This is a genomic window from Geobacillus zalihae NBRC 101842 (assembly GCF_001544135.1).
GTDB lineage: Bacteria > Bacillota > Bacilli > Bacillales > Anoxybacillaceae > Geobacillus > Geobacillus zalihae.
Map to the genome: position 1 here is coordinate 103255 of NZ_BCPV01000002.1, position 17551 is coordinate 120805.

A 17551-nucleotide genomic window follows, 5' to 3' on the forward strand; every position below is an offset into this window, starting at 1 on the left:
ACATTTTCCGTCGATGAACCGCCGTCAGACCGCATACACTAACGACGACGACGGTTCAAGGAGGGAAAACGATGGGCAAAAAACACCGCAACCGCATTAACGGGCAGAAAAAGAACAACCATATTCCAAAAGAAGCATTGATTGCTGAAGATGAGGCGCATGCCAAAGAATATTCCGCCGCCGGCGGCCGGAAAAACGGTCCGGGCCATCACGACAATCCAGAATCGTGACAAACCGCAGAAACCCTTGTGCGATACAAGGGTTTCTATCGCGGTTCCGACGGCTCGGATTCGTCCCAAGCAAGCGTGACGACTTTTGTATATTCCCCGCGTTCAATTTCCTCTTTTGTCGCTCTTTCATTCAGCTCCTCATCGTCGTCGATGCCCGGGGCCACCATCGGCATGTCGCGCCGCCGTTCGTCATGTTCCATCAAGTCCGCCCCCTTTCCTTTCTTATCCGTTCCCGAAACAAGGGGGCTTTATTCATATTATATCATCTCTAGCTCTTGCTGGCGACTATATTTTCGAATATTCCGTCAACAGATGAGCTGACGTTCCACTTGTTTCCATCCGTCTGGACAAAGGCGATAGTACGTCTGTCCTTTCCGCCCTTCATCGATCAGCACAACGTCCCCAGTCCGCATAAATCGAGCTTGACAGTTTTTCGGCATCAGATCGGCGACATTCAACATCCGATACAACACCGCCAGCACTTCATCATGTCCGGCCGCCGTCACCGTCATGCGGCACACTTGCCGGTAGCCTTTCGTTTCCCCAAAGCGCGGTGTTTGAAAAACGACCGCCTCATATGCACGTTTTGTCATCCACATCCGTTTCCCCCATAAACGAACCATTGTTTTCCTCTCCCTTCTCCCAATAAATCGGCCCTCCGCGTCCCATACTATGGTTGATGTCGAATTCGATCGCGAATCGTCTTCGGAGCCGAGAAAAACGTGTATTGTACTTATTTGGTGATTTGGCGTGTCGATTCCTTCAGCAAACGAGCACTCCTTTTGTCGAAACGATCGCGGTCTTCTGGCAAAAGTCCACAAATGATGCAAAGGAGAGACAGCCTGATGCCGACTCGCCCGTTCGCTTGGCTGCGCCATCCGCTTCAGTATGCCTACCGCTCCTTTTTGTACCGCCATCCGGTCCGCCTCGCCGATGACGGCCTGCTTCGCCGGATGGCCGCCCGCACAACTGTCCCGACTGACGGACCGCTCAGCGCGGAAGAAAAGAGCATTGTTGCCGCCATTCGTCGGAAAACGGCGGAACATAACCGCAACAATGTGACGCGCACCGCCGCCTACTTAGCGTTTTTTGAGCGCCATCGGGAAATTCATTGGGCGTTTTTAGCCCATCTCGTCTCGCGCAACGGCGGTTGGAACATGACGGATTTGCGCGGCGGCCTTCTTCCGTTTTTGCTGCCGGAACAAATCATTGCACCCCTTTTTTTGTTTTTGGAGCGCGCCAATGCCCTCATTTTTCATGATGCCTATCCGCAGCTTCTGCTGTACGAAGAAAGCAAACGGAGGGAGACGCCGCTGTTTCATTTGTTGCCGGCGCTAGCGGTGTCTTCGTTTATGAAGCCGATGTGGGAACATTTTTGGGAAACGGGGAATGCCGCGCTTCTTACGGTTGCTCTGATCATCAACGAGCAGCAGTACATCCAGCTTCGCGTCATCGAACATCCGTTTTTCCGCACCCGCGTGCTGTCAAGCTGGCCGTTTATTGTCGAGCAATGGCTCGGGTTCAACGATGTGCTCATCCCATATGCCAAAGGCCGCCGCGTAGCGCTTGCCGGAACGACCGTGCGCGATTTCGCCGACGTCCACCACCGCATCCATATAGGCAAAACGCTGTACAGTCTGCTGCTGTTTGACGCCCGGCTGTTTCGCGGCGCCTGCCGCTTTGCCCGCTGCGTCCCCCACAGCGGCTCACGCGCCGACTTCTGGCCGCAATCGTTCGCTGAAACGCCTGATGGGCGCCGCTTTTACAGCCCCCGCCTTGAGGAAGCTTGGCCGGATCTTGCGCACCCGTTCCACGATCATCGCGATTGGTTCACCGATGAGGCGATCATGCAGACGCTTGAAACGCTCCCGCTTCCGGCCTCGGGCGACATGACCAGCCGCTACGAGCGGCATTTGGCCATGATGAAAACAGCCGCCATCGCGGCGGCCAAATCAACTTCATCATAAAACGACGAGGACTACTCCCCATCGATGTCAATCTCTTCATCGATGATGCATTTTTCAAGCAAATAGTCAAACGTAATATCCGCGAGCTCCTCAAGCTCCTCTTGCGTTGGCACAAAGCCGCGGCGGATGAGTTCTTGGTAAAAAAACTCAGCGATTTCTTCCGTATCGATAATCACTTCAATTTCCTTCACCGCATCTCGCCCCCTTTGTAATGTTGTATGTCGCCGCCTTCCGTTTTATGTCAAAAATCATGTTGTACTATTTTTTCAGTCTCCCCCATACATATGTACCAACAAAACAAAAAACACGGAGGCGGACAAAATGGACAAATTCACTGCGATCGATAAAATGATGGAAACAGTTGTCAATGGATTGGGCGCGATCGTCATTTTCGCCGGCATTCCTTATTTTCTTTTTATTCTTTATCAATTTCTATCCTGGTGATCGGCGATTGTCCGCAAACGTTTTACAACTGTTTCCATCATCCGTTGGTACTGTTCATCGCCGAACCATTCATATAACGCTTTATAATCGTTGTACATGTCAAGGAGCTCGTCGACCGACGGCCCTTTCTCTCCGTTGTCGGCCGGCGGCAATAGAAGCGACGCTTTCACCGGCGCGGCGATGACAATATCTTGCACGAGCGTAATAGACGTCTCCTCTCCGTCGGCAAGCGGAATGATGTCTTCCAGATGGACTTCAATCTCCCAACCATCCATCAGCCGTTTCAATTCGTAAATCGTCTCTTCCCATCCTTCCCCGTAGTAGCGGTAAATTTCTGTCCGCACCCCAACAATTTTGAACAAATGGCCGCCATAATCGCGGACGCGGACAATTTCGCCAAGAAAAAACGGCAACTCAATTTCAATCTCTTCCGCGATCCATAAATCACCCGCAAACTCAGACAATAAAATGAGCGCTTGCTCGGCAAACAAGCTATGGCCATGGTTGATTTCGTATAAAAACACACCGTCAATCTGCTGAATATCGGTGATCGTTCCGACCGTTCCGTACAATGTATTGACGACGATGTCGCCGACGGAAAATTTCGGGCGTTTCGGCGCGCTCATTGGCCTCTCCCCCCTTTTGGAACAAATGGTTAGTATAGTATATGCATGCCAAGAAGGGTGGACACCTGCAACCGCGCGGAAAAAAGCTATTTGAAAGCGCTCCCAATTTATGAAATGGGAACGCTCCCTTAGTTATGCTTCATGCAAAAATTGCTCCCATAGCTCATCAAACACAACCATACTTTCCAAATAGTCACCGTTAAGCTCCAAATAGCCGCTCAGTTCTTCATAGTCCGTCGACCCTTTTGGAAAGCTGTGGTCTTCATACGCTCCGTTCGCAAACCGGACGACCGGATCTTCCTGGTGTCCATGGCGGAAGCGCAGCAAGTAACGGTAGAATGACTTTGCCATGTCCCCCATCCTCTTCCTTTCCTTTTGTTGCTATTATAATGAGCTTTTGGCTGTTTGTGAAGCCTTTTTTTCGCCGCTTGTATTCCCATCGTACGCGTCGGGTTGGCTTTTCATGCCAAAAAAGCGCGTCAAACGGCGCAATAGGGGTTCAATCCGCTTTTCTCGTCAGAGCATAGGCAGGCCAAGTCCACCGTCTTATCATGCGCTCCGCTTCTCGCCAAGGCTTGCGATGCGCCATCGTGGCGTCCCATCTGAAACCGCATGGCGCCTCCCATGCCTCCCGCTTCGCTAGGTCTTGTCCTCGGTGAGCGCACATACAAAAAGCCGCCATCTTCCGGCGGCATCGTTCATGATACGACTCCGGCTTGCGGAGCCGGGGCAAATTCGATTTCAAACCCAAGATCCCCAAGCATTTGATAATCGGCTGACTTTTCTTGCCCGGCGGTCGTCAAATAGTCGCCGACAAAAATCGAGTTGGCGGCATACAGGCCAAGCGGCTGAAGTGAGCGCAAATTCACTTCTCGCCCGCCGGCGATGCGGATTTCTTTGGTTGGATTCATATAGCGAAAAAGGGCCAGCACCTTCAAACAGTAACGCGGGTTTAATTCGTTCGTGCCAGCCAGCGGCGTGCCGTCGATCGCATGCAAAAAGTTGACTGGAATGGAATCGGCGTCAAGCGCCCGCAAACTGCGCGCCATATCGACGACATCCTGCTTCGTTTCTTTCATGCCGATGATGACGCCGGAACAAGGCGAAAGACCAGCTTCTTTCACCGTTTCCACCGTCCGCACCCGGTCGTCGTATGTATGGGACGTCGTAATGTTCGGATGGTGCTGTTTTGACGTGTTAATGTTATGATTGTAGCGATCGACTCCCGCCTCTTTCAGCCGCGCCGCCTGCTCCGGCTTTAAGATCCCAAGGCAGGCGCACACTTTCAGCCCGAACCGCTCTTTAATTTCCTTGACCGCAGACACAACGGTGTCGATCTCTTTATCGCTCGGCCCGCGGCCGCTGGCGACGATGCAGTACGTCCCAATGCGCAAACGGTGTGCTTCTTCCGCGCCGCGCAACAACGTCTCTTTGTCGACCATTTTATATGTTTTCACCGGCGCCGTCGATACGGCGGACTGCGAACAGTAGCCGCAGTTTTCCGGACAGAGGCCGGATTTGGCGTTGATGATCATGTTCAGCTTCACTTTGTTTCCATAATAGGCGGAGCGAATCCGGTACGCCCCTTGCAGCAAAAGGAGCAACTCCTCATCCGGACAATCCAATATCGCCAATGCTTCCTCATCGGTCAGCTCGTGGCCTCCCAACACTTGCTCGGCCAACACCAGCCAGTTTGCCATCTCTCCTCTCCCCTTTCCATATCATTACATTTATCGTAACGGACCAGCCGCATATTTGTCAACTATATTTTCATTTCAGTTTACTTTTTAATCCGTCCCCAGGCAGACAGCAAAAAAACAGGCCCCCGTTTGAAGGGGCCTGCCCTCGGTTCCTCACCTAATGCGTCAATTTCTCGACGATATCGCGGGCGATCCAGACGCCGCAGGCGCTCGCCTGCGCAAGGCCGCGCGTAATGCCGGCGCCGTCGCCGCCGACATACAACCCGGCGATTTCGGTTTCAAAGCGGTCGTTCAGTTTCGGACGTGCCGAATAAAACTTCGCTTCCACCCCATAAAAGAGCGTATGCTCAGAGGCAAGCCCCGGAGTAACATGGTTGAGCGCTTCCGTCATTTCGATCAAGCTTTTCATCGTGTTGTACGGCAAAACGAGGCCTAAATCGCCCGGCACCGCTTCTTTTAGCGTCGGTTCGATGAACCCTTCTTTGATTCGCTTTTCCGTCGATCGCCGTCCTTTTAAAATGTCGCCGTATTTTTGCACGATGATGCCGCCGTTCGACAAGGCGTTCGCCAGCCGGGAAATTTCATGGGCGTATTCGTTCGGCTTGTCAAACGGATCGGAAAACTTATGTGAAACAAGAAGGGCAAAGTTCGTGTTGTTGCTGCCGAGCTTTGGATCTTTGTACGCATGGCCGTTGGCGAGCATGATGCCGGAATGGTTTTCGACGACGACATGTCCGGACGGGTTGCTGCAAAACGTGCGCACTTGCGTCCCAACCGACGTGTTGAAAATGAATTTCCCTTCATACAGATGTTCGTTAATTTCTTGCATGACGATGTTCGATGTTTCCACGCGCACTCCGATGTTAACCTGATTGTTGATCATCCGCAAACGGCGCTTGCGCAAGATTTTGCTCAGCCAAACCGAGCCATCGCGCCCCGGAGCGATGACGACTTTTTCCGCTGTCAACGTTTCGCCGTTTTTCAGCACAACGCCTTTCACTCGATGGCCGCTCTCCGTCCGCTCGGTCACGATATCATCCACTTCCGTTGTAAAGCGCATCGCAATCCGCTCGCGCAAATATTCAAAAATGCTTTGACTCTTCACCACAACATGTACTTGACAAGCAATACGGTTTCCTGCACAAAGATGTGCAAAAATCACTGATTTGTTGATTTTCCCTCACAAGCGTAAATAGGGTATGTTCAGAAAAAATCAAGTACAACTTTTGGTGAAGAGCCAATGATTTTCAAAATTTCCAAATTTTGCTCTGTACCCAAATGGCGGACGTACGCGCGCAATAGCTTCAGCCCGGCCGCATAGGCGCGCCGCTCGATCTCTTTCACTTTATCCGTCATCGGGTCGGTGATCGATGTCGTCGCTCCGTGCTTCAAGTTGATCTCATCGACATAGCGGATGAGCTCAAGTACGGTCGAAGCCGGCAAATAGTCGGTCATCCAGCCGCCGAATTCGCTCGTGATATTGAATTTGCCGTCCGAATACGCCCCCGCTCCGCCGAATCCATTCGTGATCGAACAGGCCGGCACGCAGCCGGCATAGTCTTTTTTGCCGGCCGGCCCGGCGCCGACCACGATCACATCGTAATGATTGTTCATGATCCATCCCCCATTTCCCATGTTCCATTCGAAAGTATACGGAACATTTGGCAGTTCGTCAAGAAAAATACGAACTTTCTTGCCGAATATAACGAAAAACGTTCGATATAATAGAGAGTTGTATAAAGCCAAAAAAATTGGTATGGTGGTAGAGAATGAATAGCGGGGAGGGAAAGGGATGCGTTTTTTCGTGAAACATTTTCTAAACGGCATGCTGACGATCGTGCCAATTTTACTCGCCGTCTATGTGTGCTACAAAGTGTTCACCGTTTTGGATGGGCTGCTTGGCCAATACGTCCGTCCGTATTTGGATGGCCGCTACATTCCCGGCCTAGGCCTATTGGCGACTGTCGCGCTGATTACCGTCTGCGGTTGGCTGTCGACGCAATACGTAAGCGGCCGCCTCATTCGACTGATCGACCGGTTGCTTGAAAGCATTCCCTTGATGAAAACGGTTTATTCCGTCACCAAAGATACAATCGCTTCCTTCGTCGGGGAAAAACGATCGTTTTCGCAAGTTGTGCTCGTTACAATGCCAGAAAGCGGCTGGAAATGCCTCGGCTTCATGTCGATGGAAGATGTCGGCGCTTGGCACGATCCTCTCGCCGACTACGTCGCCGTCTATATCCCGCAGGCGTTTCAAGTCGCCGGGTTCACCCTGCTCGTCCCGAAAGAGCAAGTGGAAGTCGTCGACATCTCGCCGGAAGAGGCGATGAAATTCATCCTCTCCGGCGGTGTGGCCGTCCGAAAGCAAAAGCGGCTGCCCCAATGACAGGGCAGCCGTTCGCATGGCCATCCAAAACGCGCGTGGCCGTCAAAAGTATCGCTTTTTCCAAAAGATGTACGCCGTCACCGCTGACAGTGAACCGGCGAGCGCCATCGCGATCAAAAAGGCGTACGGAGAGTGTTGGTACGGAATCGGTACGTTCATGCCGTAGAAACTCGCCACCATCGTCGGCAGCGAAATGACGATCGTAATAGCCGTCAAAAACTTCATCACAATGTTTAAGTTGTTTGAGATGACCGAAGCGAACGCGTCCATCATGCCGCTTAAAATGCTGCTGTATACTTCGGCCATTTCAATCGCCTGCTTGTTTTCAATAATGACGTCCTGCAGCAAATCCTGGTCATCTTCGTACATGCGCAAATAATTGAGGCGCATGAGCCGCTCCATGACGATGTTGTTCGCCTTCAGCGACGTCATGAAATACACTAAGCTTTTTTCCATGCTGAGAAGCGAAAACAGCTCCTTGTTTTTCATCGATTGGTGCAATTCTTTTTCGATTTCGCTCGTCCGCCGATTGATTTGCTTCAAGTAGCGCAAATAATACGTTGAAATCATGTACAGCATTTGCAACGCAAACCGCGTCTTCATAAACGTGTAAAAGTTTTTGATTTTGTTTTTGGAGAATTCTTCGAAAATCGGATTCTCCTGCAAGCAAACCGTAATAAAACACGTGTTCGTAATGATCATGCCGATCGGAATCGTCTCGTAAATCGGGCCGTCCACTTCATCATGGGCGACAATCGGAATGTCGACGATAATGAGCACATGGTTGTCTTCCTTTTCGACGCGCGACCGCTCCTCGTCATCCAACGCGTCTTTGATCGAATCGATCGGAATGTCCAAATGGTGGGCGATGTAGCGAATTTCGTCTTCCGTCGGGGCAACGAGATTGATCCAGCAGCCATTTTCAATATGATCGATTTCGCGCATTTTGCCGCTGGCATCGGACAAATACATTTTCATCATCTGGCATCCTTCCTCCTTTTCACGCGAGGAAGGCGGCGCCTCTTCCTTTCCGTCCGGAGCCCGTTTTCGTATGATGAGCAGCCGGCAAGAAAAGGAACAGGCCGCGTTCCCCGCTATATTCCGGTTCCGGTTCGTTCGGGCTTGAACTACTCATATACGAAAACGCCACTCCTTTCGAAAAAGATATCCCTCAAGTAATGATAGCGCGGACCGGCCCGTTTGTATAGTAGGTGCCATAAAAAAAGCAGCCTACTGGCTACTTTATTCACAAAACAGCGCGATGTTCAACCATCGCCCGTTCGATTCGGCTTTTTTATTCGCTCGATGGCGTCGTGTTGAAAAAATCAGGCGCTTGTTTGCCCGTTTGCCGGCTGTCCGAGCGGCGCGGATGCTTTTCATTGCTTTTCCCCATCAGTCCGTCGGATTCGTAGCTGAGCGGAAACGTCCGCTTTTTGCCCACCGCCCTCACCCCCTTCGCTTTTACTGTTTGCCGCCAGCCAGCGTTTTACTCCAACCGATGAAAACAAGGACACCGCCACTTTATGGAAAGCGTTTTATCCTAAAATTGTCAGCTAATGTTCACACAATCGTTTTACCGGCGCCGTCCATTCACTTATAATAAACAAGTGAGGAGGGGAAGCCATGAACATCATGATTACAAAAAAAGCGTTTGATTGGTACAAGCGGGAGCTCGGGCTGAAGCCGGGCGATGCGATCCGCTTTTTTGCCCGCTACGGCGGGTGCAGCACCGTGCAAAAAGGGTTTTCGCTTGGCATGGCCAAAGACGAACTGGTCGACAAGCCGGCGGCGCAGACGACGGTTGACGGCGTGACGTTTTTTGTCGAAGACAGCGACCAATGGTATTTTGACGGCCGCGATTTGACGGTTGATTTGGACGAAAAAAGCGGCGAACCGGTGTTTTTGCTCCATTAACCAGCGAAAAAAGCTAGCCGTGACGCTAGCTTTTTCGAATAATGGCGATCGTGCAGCGGGAGATGCAGACGAGCTCCCCTTGTTCGTCCGTAATGCGCACATCCCACACCATCGTCGTCCGGCCGCGGTGCAACACCGTCCCTGTCGCCGTCACCGTCCCGCGGCGAACGGCGCGGACGTGATTGGCGTTGATTTCCAATCCAACGACGTTTTCCGTGTTGGGGTCCACAAGCGCGTACGCGCCGATGCTGGCGACCGTCTCCGCTAAGGCGACTGAGGCGCCGCCATGCAGCAGCCCAGCCGGCTGGTGCGTGCGCCAGTCGACCGGCATCGTCGCGACGACGCGGCCTTCGCCAATCTCAACAATTTCGATGCCGAGCGTATCGATCAACGTATGTTTCGACATTTCCTTCACAACGGCCAAATCGATCATCATTCCTTCTTCCCCCGTTTCGTGAATCGTTCCAGTTCAAACAGCCGTCCTTCCTGCTGCAAAATGCGCGTTTGCGTCTCACCGAGCAAATCGAAATGCGGAAACTCACTGCGCCGGTCGATCCACTCTTCCTTCAGCCCGTACTGCCGCCCCCAAGCGGCGAGTTTTTCGACATCGGCGCAGCCGACTTTCGTCACTGTCGTGCAATGCGGAAACCGTTCGTCGTACCAATAGTGGGTCAAAAAGGCGATTTCACCGCGCTTCACTTTCTCTTTCCATGCCGCGAGCTCATGTCGGCGGATGCCAAACGCCATCGCACCGCTCCCCTTTACCGCTTCGCCCGCTCATATGCTTCATGCCAGTCAGGAAAATATTTGCGGATCACGATCGGCCGAAACGTATCGCGCTTGACGCAAACGTGCTGCGACTTTCCGGTCACCGCCACCTCGCCGTCCGGGGCGAGAATCTCGTAGCCGTATGTCACGCGGATGCCGTCATAGGCGTCAATCCATGTGCGGACAGTCGCCGTTTCCCCGTAGTGAAGCGGCTTTTTGTACGACACTTGCAAATCGACAACAGGCGAAATGATGCCTTCTTTCTCCATGTCAGCATAATGAAAGCCAAGCTGTTTGATCAATTCCGTGCGCCCGACTTCCATCCAAACTAAATAGTTCGCGTGGTAGACGACGCCCATTTGGTCTGTTTCCGCATAACGCACTTCAATTTGTTTTTCTGCCACTTTCACGTTCGTTCTCCCTCCATTTTTTACCGGGCCTCCTCTTCTATGTTACCATTCGCCCGTCGGCTCGCTCAAGCGGTAGACAAAAAAACGAAGCCGCCCCCGCATGAGGGCTGCTTCGTTTACTGGTAGCCGTGTTCCCGTGCAGCTGCTTCGTCTCGGATTTCCGCGCGCATCGCAGCGATCGCTTCTTCGCGGCGGCGGTTTTTCGCACGGATCTTCTCCTGCTCCTCCGGCGACGCAAACTGCATCGTTTCTTCGGCTTTTTCTATGTTCTCAATGGTGTTTTGCACCATTTCTTGCAGCTTTTCCACATTGTCGCTGCGGTCATCCGGTTTCGGACGCGGCATGAACGCTTCCTCCTTTGCGCGAGTTTCCGGCTATTCGCCCTTCGTTTGGATGACTTGGGCGTGCTGGCCGGACTGGTCTTGCATTTGTTTGCCCTTGTTTCCTCCTGCGGCGCGAGGCTGTGTGCCGATATGGTTCGGCACAAAATGTTTGCGGCTTCCTTTCGGATTGCTCATTGTCTTCGCCTCCTCGCCATCTAGTCTGTCCGCCCGGAGAACCGCTATGCATGGGTCATTCTGCTTTTTTGAGCATCCGCTCTTCCAGCTTTTTCTCGATTTTTTCGAGCGCTTCCCGATCGTTCAACAATTGCCGTTTGTTCTCGCTGATCAGTTCTTGGAGAGTCATTTTGCGGGATCGTCTCATCGCTTCAACCTCCCCTCATTATATATTGTAATCTTATTCATGCCCAAAAAAGATAAAAATTATGACAACTTTTCGAAAAATAATGAACCATGAAAAAAAGCGCCTTCCGTCAAAACTGTTCGGTCAACGAAAGAGCGCTGTCTTCTTTTCGAGTTGCGCGGCGGTCACCGGGCCGATGATTTTTTGCCGGATGACGCCGTTTGGGTCGATGATATACGTCGTCGGAATCGTCTGGATTCGGTATCGGTGAAGCGCCTCGCCGCGCACATCCAAGGCGACGGGCAACGTCAGTTTTTTGTCTTTCGCAAATCGCTCCGCATTATCGAGCGTATCTTGCGTCGTCAAATGGACGGCAAGCAACATGACTTCGCGGCCGTGCTGCTTGTAAAACGCCTCAAGCTCCGGCATTTCCTTTTTGCACGGCGGACACCACGACGTCCAAAAGTTGAGGACAACCGCTTTGCCGCGCAAATCAGACAGCCGGACGGCTTTGCCGCCAAGCGTCGGCAGCGTCAAATCAGGGGCCGTCTGGACGATGCCCGGGCCGCTTTCTATTTCGTCTGTTTCCTGTTCGTTCCCGGCAGCCATCGCATTCCAAAGACCATAGCCGGCAACGGCCAAAAACAATAGGACGACGAACCATTTCCGCACGCATTTCCCTCCCTGCCGGCCGGCGCCCTTTCTTCCATCCAGCGCCCTCCGCCGCTCTGCCCATCATTATAGCACATACGTTTGTGTTTGCCAACGTTGACGTCTAAGGACGAAAAAACGAGGGGCGAGCCCTCGTCATTAACGGATGTTTTGATGGTCGTTTTTCAGTTTCTCGGCTTCCACCTCGGCGTACGAAGCAAACTCGCTCGTCCATTCATTGAAGCCGTTTTTCTTTTTGGCGTTGTTGTTTCGTTGGGCATTGGCATTGCCAAGCTTTGTCCGGCCCATGCGTCTCCTCCTCTGCTTCCGTCGGTTCACCTATAGTATCCGCCGGCGGCCAAAAAACTATGCATACAGCGGCTTCAACCGACGGCCGAAACAATGGAAGAAAAGCGAAACAAACACTAGGTGAAAATCGTTGAAAATCAACAACGCTTCGACCTCATGCGGACCGAAAAAAGAAAACGAAAAGGAAACAACGGTTCCATCCGACAACACTGAGGCGTCGAATGATGTTTCAGCCCGAATCGGAGAAAACTAAGCATCGGATGACGGGTCACCCGTTTCAATCGGGTTGTCCGGATAGGAAATCCAGTCGCTGAAACTGCCGACGTACAGCCGAACGTTGTGATAACCAGCTTCGTGGAGCGCCAACACGTTCGGGCAGGCGGTGACGCCGGAACCACAGTAAACGATCAACGGCTGCCCACGGTCAAAATCGGCAAACCGAGCCGCCTGCTCGACAGCGCTTTTCCAGTAGCCGCCTTCCGTCATTCCGTCTTTCCAAAACCGGTGCACCGCTCCTGGGATGCGGCCGGCTCGGCGGTCGATCGGTTCTTCCAGGCCGGCATATCGCTTCCATTCACGCGAATCAATGAGCACAGCCGAGCGATCGCGGACGGCGGCGCGCACATCCTCAACCGTCGCCAGCCATGACCGAGCCGGACGCGGCCGAAACGGGCGGGACGCCACAGCAGGGACGACGTTCGTCACCGGATGCCCTTTCTTCTTCCATTCACGATAATTGCCGTCCAATACGTATGCGTGGGCATGGCCGAAATAGCGAAGCAACCACCAGCAACGCGCCGCCATCGCCCCGTCTTGGTCGTCGTAAGCGACAACGGTCACCGTTTCATCGATGCCGACCCGGCCAAACACGTCCGCCGCTTGCTCGGCCGACGGAAGCGGGTGGCGGCCGCCGTGCTCTCCGACTGGGCCCGACAAGTCGCGTTCCAAGTCCATATACACGGCACCGGGAATATGATCTTCCTGGTAAACGGCCGCTCCTTTCGCAGGATCGCCAAGCCAAAACCGACAATCAAGAATGCGCGTGTTTTCGTCGTGCAAATGGCGAAGGAGCCATTCATGGGAAACAAGCGACGCCATATGTCCTCCCCCTTTTTGTTTTTGCTGACGCCAAACGTTGTTTCTTGATCGGAACGGAAAGCAGCCAATCATCAACAGGACGCCGGCGGCGCCGACACGCTCAGCCAGCGCTCGCCATCGTCACGACCGCTCTTTCCCTTCAAGCCGGCTCACGTACTCGCGCACCATCTCCGGCGTCACGCACCGGCGCGCCGGCACGAGGCCGCTTTTGGCCAGTTCGTTCATCCGCTTCGTCACTTCATTGATCCCATCAACCGTAAACGGCTCGCCGCGGCGGCACCGCTCGACCGCTTCGTCGATGAGCCGCTCGCGCTCGGCGTCGAGCATAGCAAATTGCTTCAAGATGGTATGCTGTTTTTGCACATGGGCAGTGATCGCGTGATGCACTTCGCTCAATGGTCCTCGTCCTTTCCTGCTTCTTTTTCCATCAAACGCCGGACGTTCGGTTTCGGCGTCCAACAGTTGAACCGATAGTTCGGTTTCGTCGCATAGCCGAGCCGGCGGCAATACGTGTACAGCCCGTCGGCTCGCTTTTCTATACGGTAGTGGATGCATGTAGCGCAAGCGTGAAACCGGTTCATCAACGCGCCTCCCCGCCGCGGCCCGAAAGAAGGCCGCGAAGCGCCGCTTCGATGCGGGCGAGCGCCTCATGATCCGCCGTTGCGGAGAGCACGGCAAGCAAGCCCTCCATATAGCTGTCGACTTGTTCCGCGAGAGCGGCCGAAAGTGCGGCGACGGCAGCCTTGTATTGTTCTGCGTACGTCGCCACAAGCCGCTCTTTTTGCTCAGCCAAATAGGCGTCGATCGGCTCGACAAGCGCTGCCTCAATTTCCTCTTTCATCCGCCGCTTTTCGTCGCGCTCAAAAAATGATTTGGCGTTTTTATACAGCGAAAGCGCCTTGGTAAACCGCACCCGGTCTACATCCCCAAGGGCGTTGGCAAACTCCGGCGCCGAAAAGGCAAACGGCTCAGGCGGCGTGAGCGCGAGCGCATCATCGAAACGACGAAGCTCATGGAATAGGCGCGAGAACTGCTCGGCCAGCTGTTTGTGCAAAAACGACTCAACACGCAAGCTCGTCGCCCGCAACTCTTGGGCCAAATCAAAGCCAACCGATGCGAGCAACTCGTCGAGGCAACGCTCAAGCGCCCGACGCGCCGGGCCTTGGTCGTCGCGGAGCACCGCCGGGTTGAACGCCTCCTTAAACACATCGTTGAGGCGGAAAAAGACGCGCTGCTTGACGTAATAGAGCAATTCGTCGACTTCTTGGCGAAGCGCCTGCCGGCCGTAGGCATCATCAATGCCAGCAAGCACGGCGTGCATCTTCGTTTTCACCGCCTCAAGCGCCTGCCGTTTCCCCGCTTTTTCCGCTTCGCTTTGCCCGGCGGCGCGCGCGAATTCCTCTGCCGTCCGCCGCGCCCGCTCAAGCTCGGCATATGCGCTCTCGACGGCAACTTCCGCCAGTTCTTCCGTTAAGAAGCGGAAGAAGTCGGTTTCAAAGGCAGACAAGCCGGAGTCCGCCAAGACGCCGCGCGGACCGGGCTCGGCCCCCGTTTTTTCCGCCAGCGCCAAGCGGCTTGAGAGCGCATAAAGGCGCGGAAAGCGGATGCCAAAGCGCGCCAGCTCTCCGTTCATATAGGAAATGACGGCCTCAAGCTCCTCTTTCGACTGGGCCAAATCAGCCGCATTGATGACGAAAAACATTTTATCAAGCGCAAACGTGTCTTTCACGCGCCCAAGCTGAAGCAAAAACTCGCGGTCTGCTTTCGAGAACGCATGGTTATAATACGTCACAAACAACAACGCATCAGCATGCTTCATGTAATGAAACGCCACTCCCGTATGGCGGGCGTTAAGTGAATCCACCCCCGGAGTATCCACAAGCGTCACCCCTTGGCGGGTGAGCGGACAGTCGGCGTACAACACGACCTCATCTAAGAAACATGACACCGCTTCGTCAGCGACATACGTCTCGAGTTCTTCCCAACCGATGGAGACGATCTCCCCGAATCGACCGTTCATCCGCTCATAGCCGGCCGCGGCAGCTGCCAAAAAAGCCACATGCGGCTTTTGCGCCGGATGTTCGGCTCCCGATTCGGCCAGGCGGGCGCAAAGGCGGAGCGCTTCATCCCATGTATCCGCCTCATGGCCGCACTGCCGAAGCGACGATTGCACATCCGCCCAAATTTTCGGTTCGCTTTTCACCTTGACCACCGCCGTGCCGTGCGGATGCTTGTGATCAGGCGGGGCGATTTTGCTGATGGCGGCGGTTGTCGGGTTGGGCGACGATGGCAGAAGCGGGGCGCCGAGCAAGGCGTTCGCCAGCGACGATTTGCCGGCGCTGAAGGCGCCAAACAAGGCGACGGTAAACGATCGCTCGCGAAGCCGACGCGCCTTGTCGCGCAACGGTCCAGCGAAGCGGCCAAGCATTTCGGACCGTTCAAGCCAAGCCGCCGCCTCCTCAAGCCGATCGGCCGCCTCTTCGCTCCGCTGTTTTCCGCCGCTTGAAAGCGTCCGAGCTTCGTCCGCTCTTTCGCTCACTCCGAGGCCGGCCGCTTCCTGACCGAGCGCTTGCTCTTTGACGGAAAGACGGCTTGTTTCCGCTGGCTTGGATGCTGCTTGCGGTTTTGCCGCCTCGGCATGACGCGCTTTCCGGAAGACCGGCGGCGCCGTCAACGCGGCGAGACGGTTTTCATCAAGCGATGCAGACTCGCATGGAGCAGCGATCAGCTGCTCGAACGCACGCCGGCGCTCGTCCCGCTCGGCTCTGAGGCGGGCGAGGCGGGCGGCGAGCTCCACTTTTTCGCGCGCCGCCGAAAGCTGTCCGTTCAATGTTTCTGTTTGGGCGGCCGCCCGTTTGGCGATTTGTTCCTTCAGTTCGGCAAACAAGGCGAGCGCCGAGTCGCGGTAGCGTTTTTTCAGCGCCGCCGCCACCTCATCCGTATAATTTAATAGCGCGGCGCCGCTTGATTCCGCCCCTTGTTTGACGAGGCCGGCAAGCATCGTCTCATCCCACTCCGCCGTCCATTGCTGGCACTCGCTGAACCAATCGTCATCAGCATGCCATTCTTTCCCAAACTGAACAAGGAGCTGGCGGACGTGCCATTCGATTTGCGCCGCCGCTTGCGCTTTGACGCTTTCATAAAACGCCTCAAGCCGCCGCTTGCGCTCTTGCTCCGTTTTTGTCTTCGCGAACAACAAGCCCACTTTGAAATTCGGTTGCATCGCCTGCAAGTACGCCTCAGCCCGCTCCCTCGTCTCAAACGGCATCACGTACGCGTTTTGCAGCACGCGCTCAAGCTCCGAACGGAACGCCTCCTCCGCCCGCGACGGCGCTGTTTGCCAATCGGCAAGCTCCGCCTCAAGGCGATCGAGCTCCGCGATGGCAGCCGCCTCGTCATCGGCGCCGCCAAGCGCCTCGAGGCGCGCCTCAATCTTTTGCTCAAGCGGCTCGTGCCGCGCGCGGAGATGCTCAAGATGGCCGTCGGCGATCCGTTTTAACGCCGACTCGGCGCCGCGGACGAGCCATTCCTCCTTGTCGGCAAACAACCGGCGCAAACAAGCGACAAGCTCATGCCATTCGTTGTGCGGATGTGACGGGTCTTTCAGCGACAAGAAAAACAAACGGGCCGCCTCAACCCCCCAACGCCGGAACGCCTCGGCGGCCGAGGCGCGAAATTCAGCGAACGGCAGCTCGTCGTCGCGATGTTTATCGATTTGGTTGATGATCAAATAAACGGTCTTTCCTTCATCTGTTAATTGTTTTGTAAATTGGAAGTTTAATTCCGCCTGCACATGGTTATAATCCATGACGTAAAAGACGACATCCGCCAAATGAAGCGCTGACTCCGTCGCCAGCCGGTGGGCGTCATCGGTCGAATCGATGCCCGGCGTATCGAGGATCGCAACCCCCGGCGGGATGGCGTCCGTCGTTCGGCTGATTTCAATCCATTCGATCGTCTCCCCGTCCCGGCATTGGGCGCGAATCAAGTCCGGGTCGTACGGCGGTTCATACTCGACCGGCTCATCGCGGTGGAAAAAGACGCGCACATAGTCCGGACCGGCTTTCACTTTGACGAGATTGGCGCTCGTCGGAATCGGGCTGGACGGCAGCATCGGCTCGCCGAGCAACGCGTTGATCAAACTCGATTTGCCGGCGGAAAAATGGCCGCAAAATGCGACAATGAGCTCACCGGATGCCGCTTTTTCGATGAGCTGCTTCACTTTGTCCGCATGCTCCTGGTCATCCGCGGACTGAAGCTGATCGTGCATGTCGATCATTTTCGAAAGCCACAGCCGCAATGACGGCCGCTCAATCGCAATATGCCCCATGACCAAAACCCCTTTGTTTCCGTCAATGTCATTT

At 54.4% G+C, this 17551-nt stretch carries 25 protein-coding genes and 2 pseudogenes; 5 read left to right on the top strand and 22 right to left on the bottom strand.

Annotated features, from left to right (window positions below):
* Window positions 1-71: 71 nt before the first annotated feature.
* The gene (gene yoyE, locus GZ1_RS19145) at window positions 72-230 is read left to right on the top strand and encodes a protein YoyE (RefSeq protein WP_008879283.1); all 159 of its coding nucleotides are present in this window, start codon (window positions 72-74) and stop codon (window positions 228-230) included.
* A gap of 35 nt (window positions 231-265) precedes the next feature.
* Here yoyE and GZ1_RS19150 read toward each other — a convergent pair whose 3' ends face one another.
* Together GZ1_RS19150 and GZ1_RS02230 are read right to left on the bottom strand one after the other, a co-directional pair.
* Complete coding sequence (locus GZ1_RS19150) at window positions 266-430, bottom strand: hypothetical protein (RefSeq protein ID WP_015374739.1); 165 nt, start codon at window positions 428-430, stop codon at window positions 266-268.
* A 105-nt stretch (window positions 431-535) separates the two neighbouring features.
* Window positions 536-853 carry a YodL-like protein gene (locus GZ1_RS02230; protein ID WP_015374738.1) on the bottom strand — a complete coding sequence of 106 codons (318 nt, stop codon included), beginning with the start codon at window positions 851-853 and terminating at the stop codon, window positions 536-538.
* 222 nt (window positions 854-1075) lie between these two features.
* On the opposite strand from GZ1_RS02230, the gene GZ1_RS02235 reads away from it, so the two are divergent.
* A complete protein-coding gene (locus tag GZ1_RS02235; protein ID WP_033006795.1) occupies window positions 1076-2197 on the top strand; it encodes a DUF2515 domain-containing protein in 1122 nt (373 codons plus the stop codon).
* An 11-nt stretch (window positions 2198-2208) separates the two neighbouring features.
* On the opposite strand, the gene GZ1_RS02240 is transcribed toward GZ1_RS02235, so the two are convergent.
* Entirely contained in the window at window positions 2209-2388 is a 180-nt protein-coding gene (locus GZ1_RS02240) for a YozD family protein (protein WP_011231069.1), read from the bottom strand.
* A gap of 130 nt (window positions 2389-2518) precedes the next feature.
* On the opposite strand from GZ1_RS02240, the gene GZ1_RS19515 reads away from it, so the two are divergent.
* Complete coding sequence (locus tag GZ1_RS19515) at window positions 2519-2641, top strand: hypothetical protein (protein ID WP_013145441.1); 123 nt, start codon at window positions 2519-2521, stop codon at window positions 2639-2641.
* On the opposite strand, the gene yodN is transcribed toward GZ1_RS19515, so the two are convergent.
* The 5 genes and pseudogenes from yodN to GZ1_RS02265 form a co-directional block, all read right to left on the bottom strand.
* The gene (yodN, locus tag GZ1_RS02245) at window positions 2623-3267 is read right to left on the bottom strand and encodes a germination protein YodN (RefSeq protein ID WP_020756799.1); all 645 of its coding nucleotides are present in this window, start codon (window positions 3265-3267) and stop codon (window positions 2623-2625) included. The two genes, GZ1_RS19515 and yodN, sit on opposite strands and share 19 nt — an antisense overlap.
* Window positions 3268-3399: 132 nt before the next feature.
* The gene (locus tag GZ1_RS02250) at window positions 3400-3618 is read right to left on the bottom strand and encodes a YozE family protein (RefSeq protein ID WP_011231067.1); all 219 of its coding nucleotides are present in this window, start codon (window positions 3616-3618) and stop codon (window positions 3400-3402) included.
* 347 nt (window positions 3619-3965) lie between these two features.
* Window positions 3966-4967, bottom strand: coding sequence for a biotin synthase BioB (gene bioB / locus GZ1_RS02255; RefSeq protein ID WP_015374736.1), 1002 nt, complete (start codon window positions 4965-4967; stop codon window positions 3966-3968).
* 157 nt (window positions 4968-5124) lie between these two features.
* Window positions 5125-6060: pseudogene (locus GZ1_RS02260) on the bottom strand (NAD(P)/FAD-dependent oxidoreductase); the annotation flags it as partial.
* Window positions 6061-6211: 151 nt separating this feature from the next.
* A pseudogene (locus GZ1_RS02265) lies at window positions 6212-6581 on the bottom strand (FAD-dependent oxidoreductase); the annotation flags it as partial.
* A gap of 178 nt (window positions 6582-6759) precedes the next feature.
* On the opposite strand from GZ1_RS02265, the gene GZ1_RS02270 reads away from it, so the two are divergent.
* Window positions 6760-7353: a DUF502 domain-containing protein gene (locus GZ1_RS02270; protein WP_060787806.1), complete on the top strand. Its 594-nt coding sequence runs from the start codon at window positions 6760-6762 to the stop codon at window positions 7351-7353.
* Between the two features lie 42 nt (window positions 7354-7395).
* Here GZ1_RS02270 and GZ1_RS02275 read toward each other — a convergent pair whose 3' ends face one another.
* Window positions 7396-8334 carry a magnesium transporter CorA family protein gene (locus GZ1_RS02275; RefSeq protein ID WP_060787807.1) on the bottom strand — a complete coding sequence of 313 codons (939 nt, stop codon included), beginning with the start codon at window positions 8332-8334 and terminating at the stop codon, window positions 7396-7398.
* A 313-nt stretch (window positions 8335-8647) separates the two neighbouring features.
* Window positions 8648-8794, bottom strand: coding sequence for a hypothetical protein (locus tag GZ1_RS19155; RefSeq protein ID WP_013145445.1), 147 nt, complete (start codon window positions 8792-8794; stop codon window positions 8648-8650).
* A gap of 182 nt (window positions 8795-8976) precedes the next feature.
* Here GZ1_RS19155 and GZ1_RS02280 point away from each other — a divergent pair, with 182 nt between their 5' ends.
* Complete coding sequence (locus GZ1_RS02280; RefSeq protein ID WP_015374734.1) at window positions 8977-9267, top strand: HesB/YadR/YfhF family protein; 291 nt, start codon at window positions 8977-8979, stop codon at window positions 9265-9267.
* Window positions 9268-9292: 25 nt separating this feature from the next.
* Here the strand turns inward: GZ1_RS02280 and GZ1_RS02285 are convergent, their stop codons facing one another.
* From GZ1_RS02285 to GZ1_RS02330, 12 genes are all read right to left on the bottom strand, one after another.
* Window positions 9293-9700, bottom strand: a complete 408-nt coding sequence (locus tag GZ1_RS02285; RefSeq protein ID WP_015374733.1) for a PaaI family thioesterase — start codon at window positions 9698-9700, stop codon at window positions 9293-9295.
* Window positions 9700-10014: a hypothetical protein gene (locus GZ1_RS02290; protein ID WP_060787808.1), complete on the bottom strand. Its 315-nt coding sequence runs from the start codon at window positions 10012-10014 to the stop codon at window positions 9700-9702. The genes GZ1_RS02285 and GZ1_RS02290 overlap by 1 nt, the downstream gene beginning before the upstream one ends.
* Window positions 10015-10028: 14 nt before the next feature.
* Window positions 10029-10445, bottom strand: coding sequence for an acyl-CoA thioesterase (locus GZ1_RS02295; RefSeq protein WP_011231058.1), 417 nt, complete (start codon window positions 10443-10445; stop codon window positions 10029-10031).
* 116 nt (window positions 10446-10561) lie between these two features.
* Window positions 10562-10789, bottom strand: coding sequence for a small acid-soluble spore protein Tlp (tlp, locus tag GZ1_RS02300; RefSeq protein ID WP_013523665.1), 228 nt, complete (start codon window positions 10787-10789; stop codon window positions 10562-10564).
* Window positions 10790-10819: 30 nt separating this feature from the next.
* Window positions 10820-10963, bottom strand: a complete 144-nt coding sequence (locus GZ1_RS02305) for an acid-soluble spore protein N (RefSeq protein WP_011231056.1) — start codon at window positions 10961-10963, stop codon at window positions 10820-10822.
* Window positions 10964-11018: 55 nt separating this feature from the next.
* Window positions 11019-11150 (bottom strand): FbpB family small basic protein, encoded by a 132-nt coding sequence (locus GZ1_RS17955; RefSeq protein WP_011231055.1) that lies wholly within the window; start codon window positions 11148-11150, stop codon window positions 11019-11021.
* A gap of 123 nt (window positions 11151-11273) precedes the next feature.
* Window positions 11274-11801 (bottom strand): TlpA family protein disulfide reductase, encoded by a 528-nt coding sequence (locus GZ1_RS02310; RefSeq protein WP_060787809.1) that lies wholly within the window; start codon window positions 11799-11801, stop codon window positions 11274-11276.
* A 138-nt stretch (window positions 11802-11939) separates the two neighbouring features.
* Entirely contained in the window at window positions 11940-12089 is a 150-nt protein-coding gene (gene ypzF / locus GZ1_RS19160; RefSeq protein WP_167346355.1) for a protein YpzF, read from the bottom strand.
* A gap of 249 nt (window positions 12090-12338) precedes the next feature.
* On the bottom strand, window positions 12339-13187 hold the full coding sequence (locus GZ1_RS02315) for a sulfurtransferase (protein WP_060787810.1): 849 nt from the start codon (window positions 13185-13187) through the stop codon (window positions 12339-12341).
* Window positions 13188-13307: 120 nt separating this feature from the next.
* The gene (locus tag GZ1_RS02320; RefSeq protein ID WP_015374729.1) at window positions 13308-13583 is read right to left on the bottom strand and encodes a YpbS family protein; all 276 of its coding nucleotides are present in this window, start codon (window positions 13581-13583) and stop codon (window positions 13308-13310) included.
* Entirely contained in the window at window positions 13580-13768 is a 189-nt protein-coding gene (locus GZ1_RS02325) for a hypothetical protein (protein ID WP_013145453.1), read from the bottom strand. Before GZ1_RS02325 ends, GZ1_RS02320 begins: the two co-directional genes overlap by 4 nt.
* Entirely contained in the window at window positions 13768-17517 is a 3750-nt protein-coding gene (locus tag GZ1_RS02330) for a dynamin family protein (RefSeq protein ID WP_060787811.1), read from the bottom strand. Before GZ1_RS02330 ends, GZ1_RS02325 begins: the two co-directional genes overlap by 1 nt.
* Window positions 17518-17551: the final 34 nt, after the last annotated feature.